At 39.4% G+C, this 13,592-nt stretch carries 26 protein-coding genes; all 26 read right to left on the bottom strand.

Annotated elements, in window-relative coordinates; genetic code table 11:
- Positions 1-7: 7 nt before the first annotated feature.
- On the bottom strand, positions 8-382 hold the full coding sequence (gene rpsM / locus G3I01_RS07810; RefSeq protein WP_026933560.1) for a 30S ribosomal protein S13: 375 nt from the start codon (positions 380-382) through the stop codon (positions 8-10).
- A 2-nt stretch (positions 383-384) separates the two neighbouring features.
- Positions 385-501 (bottom strand): type B 50S ribosomal protein L36, encoded by a 117-nt coding sequence (gene ykgO / locus G3I01_RS07805; protein WP_010519235.1) that lies wholly within the window; start codon positions 499-501, stop codon positions 385-387.
- Between the two features lie 117 nt (positions 502-618).
- Entirely contained in the window at positions 619-834 is a 216-nt protein-coding gene (gene infA, locus G3I01_RS07800; protein WP_072553873.1) for a translation initiation factor IF-1, read from the bottom strand.
- A 2-nt stretch (positions 835-836) separates the two neighbouring features.
- On the bottom strand, positions 837-2,174 hold the full coding sequence (gene secY / locus G3I01_RS07795) for a preprotein translocase subunit SecY (protein WP_108172311.1): 1,338 nt from the start codon (positions 2,172-2,174) through the stop codon (positions 837-839).
- Positions 2,175-2,185: 11 nt separating this feature from the next.
- Positions 2,186-2,638, bottom strand: coding sequence for a 50S ribosomal protein L15 (gene rplO / locus G3I01_RS07790; RefSeq protein ID WP_219552514.1), 453 nt, complete (start codon positions 2,636-2,638; stop codon positions 2,186-2,188).
- Positions 2,639-2,647: 9 nt separating this feature from the next.
- Complete coding sequence (gene rpmD, locus G3I01_RS07785; protein ID WP_208012724.1) at positions 2,648-2,830, bottom strand: 50S ribosomal protein L30; 183 nt, start codon at positions 2,828-2,830, stop codon at positions 2,648-2,650.
- Between the two features lie 13 nt (positions 2,831-2,843).
- A complete protein-coding gene (rpsE, locus tag G3I01_RS07780; protein WP_011710679.1) occupies positions 2,844-3,368 on the bottom strand; it encodes a 30S ribosomal protein S5 in 525 nt (174 codons plus the stop codon).
- 6 nt (positions 3,369-3,374) lie between these two features.
- The gene (gene rplR / locus G3I01_RS07775; protein ID WP_108172308.1) at positions 3,375-3,731 is read right to left on the bottom strand and encodes a 50S ribosomal protein L18; all 357 of its coding nucleotides are present in this window, start codon (positions 3,729-3,731) and stop codon (positions 3,375-3,377) included.
- Positions 3,732-3,743: 12 nt separating this feature from the next.
- Positions 3,744-4,286 (bottom strand): 50S ribosomal protein L6, encoded by a 543-nt coding sequence (gene rplF, locus G3I01_RS07770; protein WP_219552512.1) that lies wholly within the window; start codon positions 4,284-4,286, stop codon positions 3,744-3,746.
- Between the two features lie 19 nt (positions 4,287-4,305).
- Positions 4,306-4,704, bottom strand: coding sequence for a 30S ribosomal protein S8 (rpsH, locus tag G3I01_RS07765; protein WP_108172306.1), 399 nt, complete (start codon positions 4,702-4,704; stop codon positions 4,306-4,308).
- A gap of 61 nt (positions 4,705-4,765) precedes the next feature.
- On the bottom strand, positions 4,766-5,035 hold the full coding sequence (rpsN, locus tag G3I01_RS07760) for a 30S ribosomal protein S14 (RefSeq protein ID WP_026933553.1): 270 nt from the start codon (positions 5,033-5,035) through the stop codon (positions 4,766-4,768).
- 2 nt (positions 5,036-5,037) lie between these two features.
- Positions 5,038-5,589 carry a 50S ribosomal protein L5 gene (gene rplE, locus G3I01_RS07755; protein WP_108172305.1) on the bottom strand — a complete coding sequence of 184 codons (552 nt, stop codon included), beginning with the start codon at positions 5,587-5,589 and terminating at the stop codon, positions 5,038-5,040.
- A 2-nt stretch (positions 5,590-5,591) separates the two neighbouring features.
- Positions 5,592-5,903 (bottom strand): 50S ribosomal protein L24, encoded by a 312-nt coding sequence (gene rplX, locus G3I01_RS07750; protein WP_108172304.1) that lies wholly within the window; start codon positions 5,901-5,903, stop codon positions 5,592-5,594.
- 12 nt (positions 5,904-5,915) lie between these two features.
- Entirely contained in the window at positions 5,916-6,284 is a 369-nt protein-coding gene (gene rplN, locus G3I01_RS07745) for a 50S ribosomal protein L14 (RefSeq protein ID WP_026933550.1), read from the bottom strand.
- Positions 6,285-6,286: 2 nt separating this feature from the next.
- Positions 6,287-6,544, bottom strand: coding sequence for a 30S ribosomal protein S17 (rpsQ, locus tag G3I01_RS07740; RefSeq protein ID WP_011710687.1), 258 nt, complete (start codon positions 6,542-6,544; stop codon positions 6,287-6,289).
- 18 nt (positions 6,545-6,562) lie between these two features.
- Complete coding sequence (rpmC, locus tag G3I01_RS07735) at positions 6,563-6,754, bottom strand: 50S ribosomal protein L29 (protein WP_011710688.1); 192 nt, start codon at positions 6,752-6,754, stop codon at positions 6,563-6,565.
- Positions 6,755-6,764: 10 nt separating this feature from the next.
- Entirely contained in the window at positions 6,765-7,184 is a 420-nt protein-coding gene (gene rplP, locus G3I01_RS07730) for a 50S ribosomal protein L16 (RefSeq protein WP_108172303.1), read from the bottom strand.
- Between the two features lie 20 nt (positions 7,185-7,204).
- Positions 7,205-7,924: a 30S ribosomal protein S3 gene (gene rpsC / locus G3I01_RS07725; protein ID WP_011710690.1), complete on the bottom strand. Its 720-nt coding sequence runs from the start codon at positions 7,922-7,924 to the stop codon at positions 7,205-7,207.
- An 8-nt stretch (positions 7,925-7,932) separates the two neighbouring features.
- Positions 7,933-8,340 carry a 50S ribosomal protein L22 gene (gene rplV / locus G3I01_RS07720; protein ID WP_011710691.1) on the bottom strand — a complete coding sequence of 136 codons (408 nt, stop codon included), beginning with the start codon at positions 8,338-8,340 and terminating at the stop codon, positions 7,933-7,935.
- 8 nt (positions 8,341-8,348) lie between these two features.
- Positions 8,349-8,627 (bottom strand): 30S ribosomal protein S19, encoded by a 279-nt coding sequence (gene rpsS / locus G3I01_RS07715; RefSeq protein WP_011710692.1) that lies wholly within the window; start codon positions 8,625-8,627, stop codon positions 8,349-8,351.
- A 6-nt stretch (positions 8,628-8,633) separates the two neighbouring features.
- A complete protein-coding gene (gene rplB, locus G3I01_RS07710) occupies positions 8,634-9,470 on the bottom strand; it encodes a 50S ribosomal protein L2 (RefSeq protein WP_108172302.1) in 837 nt (278 codons plus the stop codon).
- A 9-nt stretch (positions 9,471-9,479) separates the two neighbouring features.
- Complete coding sequence (rplW, locus tag G3I01_RS07705; RefSeq protein WP_108172301.1) at positions 9,480-9,770, bottom strand: 50S ribosomal protein L23; 291 nt, start codon at positions 9,768-9,770, stop codon at positions 9,480-9,482.
- 9 nt (positions 9,771-9,779) lie between these two features.
- Positions 9,780-10,406 carry a 50S ribosomal protein L4 gene (gene rplD, locus G3I01_RS07700; RefSeq protein WP_219552510.1) on the bottom strand — a complete coding sequence of 209 codons (627 nt, stop codon included), beginning with the start codon at positions 10,404-10,406 and terminating at the stop codon, positions 9,780-9,782.
- A complete protein-coding gene (gene rplC, locus G3I01_RS07695; RefSeq protein WP_108172299.1) occupies positions 10,406-11,017 on the bottom strand; it encodes a 50S ribosomal protein L3 in 612 nt (203 codons plus the stop codon). Before rplC ends, rplD begins: the two co-directional genes overlap by 1 nt.
- Before the next feature lie 146 nt (positions 11,018-11,163).
- Entirely contained in the window at positions 11,164-11,469 is a 306-nt protein-coding gene (rpsJ, locus tag G3I01_RS07690; protein WP_026915146.1) for a 30S ribosomal protein S10, read from the bottom strand.
- A gap of 10 nt (positions 11,470-11,479) precedes the next feature.
- Positions 11,480-13,591, bottom strand: a complete 2,112-nt coding sequence (gene fusA / locus G3I01_RS07685; RefSeq protein ID WP_219552508.1) for an elongation factor G — start codon at positions 13,589-13,591, stop codon at positions 11,480-11,482.
- Between the last annotated feature and the right edge of the window lies 1 nt (position 13,592).

Raw genomic sequence — 13,592 nt, 5'->3', positions numbered from 1 at the left:
CTACTTACTATTTAGTCGCCTTTTTCTTGTTAGCAACTGTTTTTCTTCTTCCTTTTCTGGTTCTGGAGTTGTTCTTGGTTCTCTGACCTCTTAAAGGTAATCCAGCTCTGTGACGGATACCTCTGTAACATCCAATGTCCATAAGACGTTTGATGCTCATCTGAACTTCAGTACGCAACTCACCTTCGATTGTAAACTGACCAACGGCTTCACGGATCTTTCCGATCTCCTCATCGTCCCATTCTGAAACTTTCTTGCTTTCGTCTACTTTAGCCTGTGCAAGTATCTCTTGAGCCCTGCTTCTGCCAATTCCGAAGATATAGGTCAACGCTATAACTCCTCGCTTTTGTTTGGGAATATCTACCCCTGCAATTCTTGCCATAATTAGCCTTGTCTTTGTTTAAATCTAGGATTCTTTTTGTTAATTACGTAAAGGCGCCCTTTTCTGCGTACAATCTTGCAGTCGGCACTTCTCTTTTTTATTGATGCTCTAACTTTCATCTTATCTCTTTTTTATTCACAGGCAGAGCATTAACTCTTTCTGTGAAATTTTTAGCCGTCATAAATTTTTCAGAGTGCAAAAGTATAAAAAATTTATAAAAGGCTGAAAATTACTTTTTAGTATCTGTAAGTTATTCGAGCCTTAGTTAAATCGTAAGGACTCATTTCCAGTTTTACCTTATCCCCTGGAAGCAATTTAATGTAATGCATACGCATCTTCCCGGAGATATGGGCAGTCACTACGTGACCATTCTCCAATTCCACACGAAACATCGCATTAGACAATGCTTCAATGATAGTTCCGTCTTGTTCAATTGGTGGTTGTTTTGCCATAATTAAGCTACTGCTTTTCTGTTTTTACCTGTTTTCATTAATCCGTCATAGTGTCTATTCAACAAGTATGAATTCACCTGCTGCATAGTATCTATTGCAACTCCAACCATAATTAAAAGCGAGGTACCTCCAAAGAATAACGCCCAACCTTGCTGTACACCCAGCAAAGAGAATACTATCGCAGGGAACACTGCAATAAGTGCCAGGAATATAGATCCTGGAAGGGTTATCTGAGACATGATACGATCTAGGTATTCAGCAGTTTCAGTCCCCGGACGAATCCCAGGAATAAATCCACCACTTCTCTTAAGATCATCAGCCATTTTATTTGTTGGAACAGTGATCGCTGTATAGAAATAAGTAAATATTATTATCAATATAGCGAACACAAGATTATACCAAAATCCGAATATATTCTGAAATGCGGCAGTTACTCCCTGAGCAGTATCTGAATCTGAAAGACCAGCTACAGCTACAGGTATGAACATAATTGCCTGAGCAAAGATGATAGGCATAACTCCTGAAGCATTCAGTTTTAACGGAATGTATTGTCTTGATCCGAAAACATTCTTTTCATATCCACCAGAGGCAGATCTTCTGGCATACTGCACCGGAATTTGACGCACCGCCATAACCAGCATAACTGATGCCATAATAATGGCAAACCAGATAACTAATTCTATCAGTATCATTACCAGACCACCATTCGATTCAAATACTCTTGAAGCGAATTCCTGAATAAAGGCTTGAGGCAGGGTGGCAATAATACCAACCATAATCAATAATGAAATACCGTTACCAATACCCTTATCTGTGATCTTCTCACCCAGCCACATCGCGAAAATGGTTCCTGTTGTTAGGATAATTACCGATGAAACAACAAAGGTGATGTTATCTCCTAATAGGAACGCTTCTCCTGGTAGCGTTGCGAACAGGTTATAAATATAACCAGGTCCCTGCACCAGGGTAATTGCGATTGTTAACCAACGTGTGATCTGATTAATCTTCTTACGCCCGCTTTCTCCTTCTTTCTGAAGCTTCTGAAGATAAGGAATTGCAATCCCCATCAATTGAACCACAATAGAAGCAGAGATGTAAGGCATAATACCTAATGCAAATACGGAGGCGTTAGAAAACGCACCTCCGGTAAAAGCGTTAAGAAGGCCTAGAAGACCACTGTCTGTTTGGTTCGCCAGATTTGAAAGCTGAGCTGCATCAATTCCGGGAAGCACAACCTGTGCACCGAAACGATATACCAAAAGCAAACCGAGGGTAACTAAAATTCTATTTTTTAGCTCCTCGATTTTCCAAATATTTTTAATCGTATTGATGAATTTCATTTGATTATCTATTATAAAGTAACAACTTCACCTCCGGCAGCTTCAATAGCTTCTTTCGCTGAGGCCGTAAATTTATGAACAGATATTTTCAACTTTGCCTTTAATTCACCTCTACCTAATATCTTAACAAGCTCGTTTCTTGCAGCAAGTCCGTTTTCAGCTAAAACGTCCATATCCACAGTATCCTTAATTCTACCTTCATCTACAAGAGCTTGAAGAGTATCAAGGTTAATACCCTGGTATACTTTACGATTTCTGTTCGTGAATCCAAATTTTGGAACACGTCTTTGAAGTGGCATCTGTCCACCTTCAAAACCAATCTTTTTAGAATAACCTGAACGTGACTTGGCACCTTTGTGACCTCTGGTAGCGGTTCCACCTTTACCAGATCCTTCACCACGACCAATACGCTTGCTATTTTTTCTAACTGAACCTTCTGCAGGTTTTAAGTTACTTAAATCCATGAGAGATTATTATTTTGTTTCTTCAACAGAAACTAAGTGTTTAACTTTATTTACCATACCAAGGATGTTTGGCGTATCGTCATGCTCAACCGTCTGCCCGATTCTTTTAAGTCCTAATGACTCAAGAACAAGCTTTTGATTCTTCGTGCGGTTGATCGCACTTTTTACTTTTGTGACTTTTATCTTTCCCATCTTATTCCTTGATTTATCCTTTAAAAACCTTTTCCAATGAAACACCTCTTTGTTTTGCAACAGTTTCAGCGCTTCTTAATTGTAGTAAGGCATCAAAAGTAGCTTTTACAACGTTGTGAGGGTTTGAAGATCCCTGGTTCTTAGAAAGTACATCATGTACTCCTACAGATTCCAATACCGCACGAATCGCACCACCAGCAATAATACCGGTACCGGCAGCAGCTGGAAGCAACATTACTCTTGCTCCACCATACTTACCTTTTTGTTCGTGAGGTAAAGTTCCTTTATGCAAAGGAATGCGTACCAGATTTTTCTTAGCATCTTCTACCGCTTTAGAGATAGCGTCTGCAACCTCCTTGGATTTTCCAAGTCCCTGTCCAACTACGCCATTCTCATCTCCAACTACAACAATAGCAGAGAAACCAAATGCTCTACCACCTTTTGTAACCTTAGTAACACGTTGTACTCCAACCAAACGATCTTTTAATTCAAGACCTCCTGGTTTTACATGTTCTACGTTTTTATAATCTTGATACATAATTTTCTAGAATTTTAGTCCTCCTTCGCGAGCACCTTCTGCTAATGATTTAACTCTACCGTGATATAAATATCCACCTCTATCAAAAGAGATTGTATCTATTCCGGCTTTCTTCGCTTTCTCTGCAATGGCTTTACCAACCATTTGAGCCTGCTCTTTTCTATCTGCAGAAGCAGTAGCGATTTCTTTATCTCTTGAAGAAGCTGAAGCTAAGGTCTTACCTTCTACGTCGTCGATGATCTGAGCATAAATTTCTCTATTACTTCTAAAAACAGATAATCTAGGACGGCTTGTTGTTCCAACGATATCCTTACGGATACGTTTTCTGATTTTATTTCTTCTATCTTGTTTTGACACTGCCATAACTAAACTTTATTAAGCTGATTTACCTGCTTTTCTTCTCAATTGTTCTCCTACAAACTTGATACCTTTCCCTTTGTAAGGTTCAGGTTTTCTGAATGAACGGATCTTCGCCGCAACTTGTCCTACAAGTTGTTTATCATAAGAAGTAAGCTTTACGATAGGGTTCTTACCTTTCTCTGATATTGTCTCCACCTTAATTTCCGGAGCCAAATCTAGTACAATATTATGGGAATAACCAACCGCAAGGTCTAACTTATTACCCTGGTTGCTCGCACGGTAACCTACACCTACTAATTCAAGAGATTTAGTATATCCGTTTGTAACTCCCTCAATCATATTGTTAACTAACGCACGATATAAACCATGTTTAGCTTTCTGATCACTTTTCTCTGAAGAACGCTCGAAAGTAATAACATTATCTTCGATTTTTACATCGATGTCACTTACTTGCTGCTTAAGTTCTCCTAATTTTCCTTTTACCATTACAAGACCATCTTTGTGCTCTACTGTCACACCTTCTGGAATCGCAATTGGGCTTTTACCTATTCTTGACATTTCTTTAGTCTTTTAAGTATTAGTAAACGTAGCACAATACCTCACCACCAACTTTTTCAGCTTTTGCCTGCTTTCCAGTCATCACTCCGTGAGACGTAGAAACGATAGCAATTCCAAGACCGTTAAGGATTCTTGGGATCTCAGTTGATCCGGCGTATTTACGTAAACCAGGTTTACTTATTCTTTGAATTTTCTTAATTACCGGCTCTTTAGTTAGTTTATCATACTTAAGAGCGATCTTGATAGTTCCCTGAGCGGTAGTATCTTCGAACTTGTAACTAAGAATATATCCCTGATCGAATAATATCTTGGTGATCTCTTTCTTAACATTGGAAGCAGGAATTTCCACTACTCTGTGGTTTGCTGCATTAGCATTCCTGATTCTTGTTAAATAATCTGCAATAGGATCTGTATTCATTTATCTTAATTTGCGAATGTGGTTTTCAACTTTTTTATGAACCTTCATTCAATTTATAATTCTACCAGCTTGCTTTCTTAACCCCTGGAATAAGACCCTGGTTAGCCATTTCTCTGAACATTACACGAGAAAGACCAAATTGTCTCATATACCCTTTAGGTCTACCGGTTAGTTTACATCTGTTGTGTAAACGAACTGGAGAAGAGTTCTTTGGTAATTTTTGTAGGCCTTCCCAATCACCAGCTTCTTTAAGCGCAGCTCTTTTTTCAGCGTACTTTTTTACCAATTTCTGTCTTTTTACCTCACGGGCTTTCATTGATTCTTTAGCCATAATTAGTTCTTTTTAAAAGGTAATCCTAGTTCGGTTAACAATGCTTTTGCTTCCTTATCGGTTTCAGCAGTTGTAACAAAAGTGATATCCATACCAGCAATTCTATTTACTGCATCAATATCGATCTCAGGGAAAATGATCTGCTCAGTGATCCCTAAGTTATAATTACCTCTACCATCAAATCCATTAGATTTGATTCCGTTAAAATCACGTACACGCGGTAATGCGGTAGTAATAAGTCTATCTAAGAATTCATACATTCTATATCCACGTAAAGTAACTTTAGCACCAATTGGCATTCCTTTACGCAGCTTAAACGATGCAACATCCTTTTTCGAAATAGTTGAAACAGCTTTTTGACCACTGATCGCAGTAAGTTCGTCTACAGCGTGATCGATAAGTTTCTTATCTGCCACTGCTCCACCAACTCCACGGCTAATTACTATTTTCGTAAGTTTTGGCACCTCCATAATATTGGAGTAGCTGAATTCTTCCTTAAGAGCATTTTTCACTCTCTCGTTATATTCCTGTCTAAGTCTTGGTACGTATGCCATAACTATATTACTTCATTAGATTTTTTGGAAAATCTCACCTTCTTCCCATCCTCTTCCTTGTAACCAACTCTGGTAGTTTCACCATTCTTGTCGATTAGTGCAAGGTTAGAAATATGGATAGGAGCTTCTTTCTCCTTAATTCCACCTTGTGGATTAGAAGCGCTAGGCTTCTCATGTTTAGAGATCATATTAACCCCTTCCACAATGGCTTTATTCTTTTCAATAAGTACCTTCTGCACTTTACCTTCCTGACCTTTATGGTCTCCGGCAATTACACGAACGGTATCTCCTGATTTTATCTTAAGCTTCGTCATTTTCTTAATGTATTAAAGCACTTCTGGTGCCAATGATACAATTTTCATGAATTGCTTATCACGAAGTTCACGAGCTACAGGACCAAATACACGGGTACCGCGCATTTCTCCCTGAGGACCTAATAACACACATGCGTTGTCATCGAAACGGATATAAGATCCATCTGGTCTGCGAACTTCTTTCCTGGTACGAACAACAACTGCTGTTGAAACTGCACCCTTCTTGATGTTCCCGTTAGGTGTAGCTTCTTTTACACTGACAACGATCTTGTCTCCAACAGATGCGTATCTTTTCTTTGTACCTCCTAATACACGGATAGCTAAAACTTCTTTAGCTCCGGTATTATCTGCTACTTTTAGTCTGGACTCTTGTTGCACCATGATTATTTAGCTCTTTCAATTATTTCTACTAGTCTCCAAGTCTTGGATTTACTTAAAGGTCGTGTTTCCATGATCTTTACAGTATCACCTTCGTTGCAGTCGTTATTTTCGTCGTGTGCTACGTACTTTTTCGTTTTCAAAACGAATTTTCCATACATAGGATGTTTTACTTTTTTCACTTCAGAAACCACGATAGATTTCTGCATTTTGTTACTTGTAACAACTCCTACACGCTCTTTTCTTAAATTTCTTTTTTCCATCTTTCAGCAGAATAACAATTATTGTTGTTCTCTTTTAGTTAACTCTGTAGCTAGTCTCGCCACGTCTCTTCTTACAGTTCTTAACTGTATCGGATTTTCCAAAGGCGAAACAGCGTGAGCCATTTTTAAATCTGAATAAGCTTTACGAGACTTACCAAGCTCTTCTTGCAATTCTGCAACAGACAATTCTTTTACTTCTGATTGTTTCATAATTCCAATATTATTCTTGATAATCTCTAGCTACAACAAATTTAGTTCTCACAGGAAGCTTCTGCGCTGCAAGACGTAATGCCTCTTTAGCAGTTGCCATTGGTACACCACCAATTTCAAACATGATTCTTCCTGGCTTAACTACAGCTGCCCAATATTCAACGGCACCTTTACCTTTACCCATACGAACCTCAAGAGGTTTCTTAGTGATAGGCTTATCTGGGAAAATCTTGATCCAGATAGAACCTTCTCTTTTCATATAACGGGTAGCGGCGATACGCGCTGCTTCTATTTGACGAGCAGTAACGAAGCTGGAATCCATAGATTTGATTCCAAAAGTTCCGTTAGAAAGTCTGTGTCCTCTTTGAGACAAGCCCTTCATACGGCCTTTTTGTTGCTTACGGTATTTTGTTCTTTTAGGTTGTAACATTTTTTCTTTCCTTTAAAAAATTACTTTCTACGACGTGATTTGTTTCCACCTCGTCCGGCACCGGATTTCTTACCTTGGTTTTTCGCAAGGCCAACTAGAGGCGAAAGCTCTCTTTTTCCGTATACCTCACCTTTCATGATCCATACTTTAACACCCAGTCTACCATAAGTAGTGTGTGCTTCAACTAAAGCATAGTCAATATCAGCCCTAAAAGTAGACAAAGGTATTCTTCCATCTTTGTATGATTCTGAACGTGCCATCTCAGCACCATTTAAACGTCCGGAGATCTCAATCTTGATCCCTTCAGCATTCATTCTCATTGCAGCCGCGATAGCCATCTTAATTGCACGACGGTAAGAGATACGATTCTCTATCTGTCTGGCAACACTTGCTCCCACTAAGTGAGCGTCAAGTTCTGGCCTCTTAATCTCAAAGATGTTAATTTGAACCTCTTTGTCGGTAATCTTTTTAAGCTCTTCCTTAAGCTTGTCTACCTCTTGACCACCTTTACCGATAATGATACCAGGTCTGGCAGTAGTGATAGTAACGGTTACAAGCTTAAGCGTGCGCTCGATGATTACACGCGATACACTCGCTTTAGAAAGACGAGCATGGATATACTTTCTAATCTTATCGTCTTCGGCTAGTTTGTCGCCGTAGTCATTACCTCCGTACCAGTTGGATTCCCAACCTCTAATGATACCAAGGCGATTCCCGATTGGATTTGTTTTTTGTCCCATACTATCTCTTAGCTTTGTGTATTATTGTTTGCTCCAAGCACTAATGTAACGTGGTTGGATCTTTTTCTAATTCGGTGTGCACGACCCTGTGGAGCTGGACGAAGTCTTTTCAACATACTTCCTCCGTCTACACGAATCTCTTTCACAAATAATTCAGCTTCTTCAAGATTTGCATCTTCGTTTTTCGCTTGCCAGTTGGCAATCGCAGAAACTAAAAGTTTCTCTAAACGATTTGATGCTTCTTTCTTGCTGAATTTCAAAATATGAAGCGCTTTTTCTACTTTTTCACCTCTTACCAGATCCGCCATAAGACGCATCTTTCTAGGCGAAGTAGGGCAGTTATTTAACTTTGCAAAAGCTACCTGTTTCTTGGCTTCTTTTATTTGCTCTGCTCTTTCTCTTTTACGAACTCCCATAGCTTCAATTATTTTCTACCTTTATTTTTTGCACCTGCGTGTCCTCTGAAAGAACGTGTTGGTGAAAATTCTCCTAGTTTATGACCTACCATGTTTTCAGTTACATAAACAGGAACAAATTGTTTTCCGTTATGCACTGCAATAGTTTGTCCTACGAAATCTGGAGTAATCATAGAAGCTCTAGACCAGGTTTTGATCACGGCTTTCTTTCCTGACTCAACATTCTGAGCCACTTTTTGTTCCAGTTTGTAATGAACGAAAGGTCCTTTTTTTAATGAACGTGCCATATCTTATTATTTCTTTCTAGTCTTTCTACGTTCTACAATATATTTATTACTCGCCTTCGTTCTTGAACGGGTCTTGAATCCTTTTGCAGGAAGACCTTTTCTTGAACGTGGGTGACCACCTGAAGCTCTACCTTCACCACCACCCATTGGGTGATCTACAGGGTTCATCGCTACTGGTCTTGTTCTTGGTCTGATTCCTAACCAACGGCTTCTACCGGCTTTACCACCGATCATTAGCTGATGGTCACTGTTAGAAACAGCTCCTATAGTTGCCATACATAATGCAAGAACTCTACGGATCTCACCAGAAGGCAATTTAATAGTAGCATACTTCCCTTCTCTTGCCAATAATTGAGCAAAAGCACCAGCACTACGTGCCATAACAGCACCTTGTCCAGGTCTTAGCTCGATACAAGAGATCACAGTACCAAGAGGAATGTTTGCCAATGGCATCGCATTCCCGATTTCAGGAGTAGCAGCTTCATTTGCTGAAACTACATTTTGACCTACCTGAAGCCCGTTTTGAGCAATAATATACCTTTTCTCGCCATCCTGATAATTCAATAATGCGATAAAGGCCGTTCTGTTTGGATCGTATTCTATACTAGCGACAGTTGCAGGGATTCCCTGCTTGTCACGTTTAAAATCGATAATTCGGTAACGTTTTTTGTGACCACCACCTTTGTAGCGCATGGTCATCTTACCTTGACTGTTTCTACCACCTGATTTTTTTATCGGCGCCAATAGGCTTTTCTCCGGCTTATCAGTAGTAATGGCGTCATACCCATTCACTACTCTAAAACGCTGACCAGGTGTAATTGGTTTTAATTTTCTAACTGACATTCTTTAATCTTAAAGATTACTGTATAAATCAATAGTTTCACCTTCCGCCACCTGTACTATTGCTTTTTTGAAAGCATTAGTTTTACCAGTGATCATTCCAGATTTTGTATATCTGGTTTTACGATCTGGACGGACATTCATAGTTCGAACTTTAGTAACAGACACGCCATAAGCAGATTCGATCGCGTCTTTGATCTGAATCTTATTTGCCTTGTTACTTACCACGAAAGTGAAGCGATTATTCATCTCACTATCTGCGGTAGCTTTTTCTGTAATAACAGGTTTAATCAAGATGCTCATAACGGTTTATTAACTTAATTTCGACTCAATTCCTTCTAAAGACCCTTCTAAAAAGACAATACTTTTCGCATTAAGTATCTTGTAAGTACTTAATTCTGAGCTACTTATCACTTCAGACGTCTTTAAATTGCGCGACGACAAATATACATTTTTATTTGAGTCACCCAATACTATTAGTGATTTTTTACTTTCAATCCCCAGAGCCTTAAGAACTTCCATGAAGTTTTTGGTCTTTGGTGTATCGAAAGAAAAATCTTCAATTACCATAATTGCCTTATCATTTGCTTTGATAGAAAGCGCAGATTTTCTTGCAAGACGCTTAAGGTTTTTATTTAATTTAAAACCGTAATTTCTTGGTCTTGGTCCAAAAACACGTCCACCACCTTTGAAGATAGGAGACTTGATACTACCTGCTCTTGCAGTACCAGTACCTTTTTGTTTCTTGATCTTACGAGTAGAACCCGAGATCTCTGCTCTTTCTTTAGCTTTATGAGTACCCTGACGTTGGTTAGCCAGGTATTGTTTAACATCTAGATAAACAGCGTGCTCATTAGGCTCTATAGCGAAAACAGAATCAGAAAGCTTTGCTTTTCTGCCTGTTTCTTTTCCTTTTATATCTAAAACTGCTACTTCCATTACTTACTAATGATTACGTATGAGTTTTTATGTCCTGGCACACATCCTTTTACTACTAAAAGGTTCTTATCTGCCACAACCTTCAAAACTTTAAGGTTTTCAACTTTTACTCTCTCACCGCCCATTCTTCCGGCCATCTTCATTCCTTTGAATACTCTCGCAGGATACGATGCCGCTCCAATAGAACCGGGAGCTCTTAATCTGTTGTGCTGACCGTGAGTGGCCTGCCCAACACCTCCAAAACCGTGTCTCTTAACAACACCCTGGAAACCTTTACCTTTAGATGTACCTGCGATATCCACAAATTCACCTTCTTTGAAATGCTCCACGGTAACAGAGTCACCTAATTTGTAATCTTCATTATAACCCTGGAATTCAACGACTTTACGTTTTGCAACGGTTCCTGCTTTTTTAGCGTGCCCTTCAGCAGCTTTATTTACAGTCTTTTTGTCATCGAAACCAAGTTGAAGTGCTTCATACCCGTCAACCTCTTTGGTTCTGACTTGGGTAACCACGCATGGTCCAGCTTCGATCACGGTACATGGGACATTTTTCCCATTCTCGTCGAAGATGCTGGTCATACCGATCTTTTTTCCTATTAACCCAGACATATTTAATTAATTATTAATTGTTTACTTATTTAAAAAACTAAGGGCTGAAAAACACATTCAGCCCTGAATTGTATTTTTCACCGTTTTTCCTTTGCGAAACGCGCCGGACATGTTAACCGCGCACCGTAGTGCGCGGAACTGTTTTATCACACTTTGATCTCTACTTCTACACCACTTGGCAATTCAAGCTTCATCAACGCATCGATCGTTTTTGAAGAAGAGCTATAGATATCAAGTAATCTCTTGTAAGAGCTTAATTGAAACTGCTCTCTGGATTTCTTGTTCACGTGAGGTGAACGAAGAACAGTAAAGATTTTTTTGTTTGTTGGTAACGGAATTGGTCCGGTAACAACAGCTCCCGTAGTCTTTACGGTTTTTACAATCTTCTCTGCAGACTTGTCTACCAGGTTATGATCGTAAGATTTTAGTTTTATTCTGATTTTTTGACTCATTTCCTTAAGATTATTCGTTTGCTGCTCCTTTAGCTGCTTTGATCACTTCTTCAGAAATATTAGAAGGAGTTTCAGCATAGTGAGAGAATTCCATAGTTGAAGTTGCTCTACCTGATGAAAGTGTTCTTAATGTAGTTACATAACCGAACATTTCAGAAAGTGGCACTTCAGCTTTGATTACTTTCGCTCCAGATCTGTCTGACATGTTGTTTACCTGACCTCTTCTTCTGTTAAGGTCACCAACGATATCACCCATGTTTTCTTCTGGAGTTACAACTTCTACCTTCATGATTGGCTCAAGGATAACCGCTCCTGCTTTCTTAGCAGATTCTTTATATCCCATCTTAGCAGCCAATTCGAAAGAAAGTTGATCTGAATCCACAGGGTGGAAAGATCCATCCTTAAGAACAACTTTAAGGCTGTCCATTGTAAATCCTGCAAGAGGACCATTCTTCATAGCCTCTTCAAATCCTTTCTGTACTGAAGGAACAAATTCTTTAGGAATACGTCCACCCTTGATTTCATCAACAAACTGTAATCCAGTTCCTTCGAAATCTTCATCTACAGGCCCTAATTCGAATACGATATCTGCGAACTTACCACGACCACCAGATTGCTTTTTGTAAACCTCTCTGTGATCTGCAGGTCTTCTTACCGCTTCTTTGTACTCTACCTGAGGCTCACCAACGTTCACTTCAACTTTGAATTCACGCTTCATACGATCGATAATGATCTCTAAGTGAAGCTCACCCATACCAGAGATAATAGTCTGACCTGAGTTCTCATCAGTTTTTACTGTAAAAGTTGGATCCTCTTCAGCCAATTTACCAAGAGCCATTCCCATTTTCTCAACGTCTGCCTTAGTTTTAGGCTCTACTGCGATACCGATTACCGGTGCAGGGAAAGACATAGATTCAAGGATAATTGGGTGTTTAAGATCTGTAAGAGTATCACCGGTCTTAATATCTTTAAAACCTACCGCAGCTCCAATATCTCCAGCCTCGATACTATCGATAGGCTCTTGCTTATTAGAGTGCATTTGATATATTCTTGAGATACGCTCTTTCTTACCAGAACGTACGTTTAATACGTAAGAACCAGCATCAAGAGTACCTGAATAAGCACGGAAGAATGCTAAACGACCTACAAAAGGATCGGTAGCAATTTTAAATGCAAGCGCAGAAAATGGAGAATCCACATTTGGCTTACGGCTTTCTTCTTCACCTGTATCAGGGTTAGTACCAACGATAGCTTCAACATCTACTGGAGATGGAAGGTAACGCATAACAGCGTCAAGCATCGCCTGAACACCTTTATTCTTAAATGCAGAACCACACATCATTGGGATGATACTCATATCTATAGTAGCAGCTCTTAATGCAGCGATGATCTCATCTTCAGTAATTGAAGATTCATCTTCGAAGAATTTCTCCATCAAAGCTTCATCATATTCTGCAACCGCCTCTACTAATTCTGCACGGTATTTATTTACATCTGCTTCTAATTCAGCAGGAATATCGATAGTTTCATAGGTCATCCCATGATCTTCGTCATTCCAGATAATAGCTTTCTTAGAAATAAGATCTACCACACCTTTGAAGTCGATTTCATCACCGATTGGAACCTGAAGAGGCACCGGGTTACCACCAAGCATTTCTTTTACCTGACGACATACATTGAAGAAATCTGCTCCCTGACGGTCCATTTTATTAACGAAACCTAGACGTGGAACTCTATATTTATCTGCCTGTCTCCATACAGTTTCAGACTGAGGCTCAACCCCGTCTACTGCAGAGAACAATGCAACAACACCATCAAGTACACGTAAAGAACGCTCTACTTCTACCGTAAAGTCAACGTGACCTGGGGTATCGATAATGTTAACTGTATATTCCTGATCTCTATAAGGCCACTTACAGTGTGTAGCTGCAGAGGTAATGGTAATACCACGCTCCTGCTCTTGCTCCATCCAGTCCATAGTAGCAGCACCATCATGAACTTCACCAATTTTGTGACTTATACCTGTATAATAAAGGATACGCTCTGTAGTCGTAGTTTTACCCGCGTCAATATGAGCTGCAATTCCAATATTTCTAGTAAATTTTAAATCTCTTTGTGCCATG

It is taken from the genome of Gramella sp. MT6, from assembly GCF_019357415.1.
GTDB lineage: Bacteria > Bacteroidota > Bacteroidia > Flavobacteriales > Flavobacteriaceae > Christiangramia.
The sequence above is the reverse complement of the archived record's forward strand: the minus strand, read 5'-3'. Positions and strand labels throughout refer to the sequence as shown.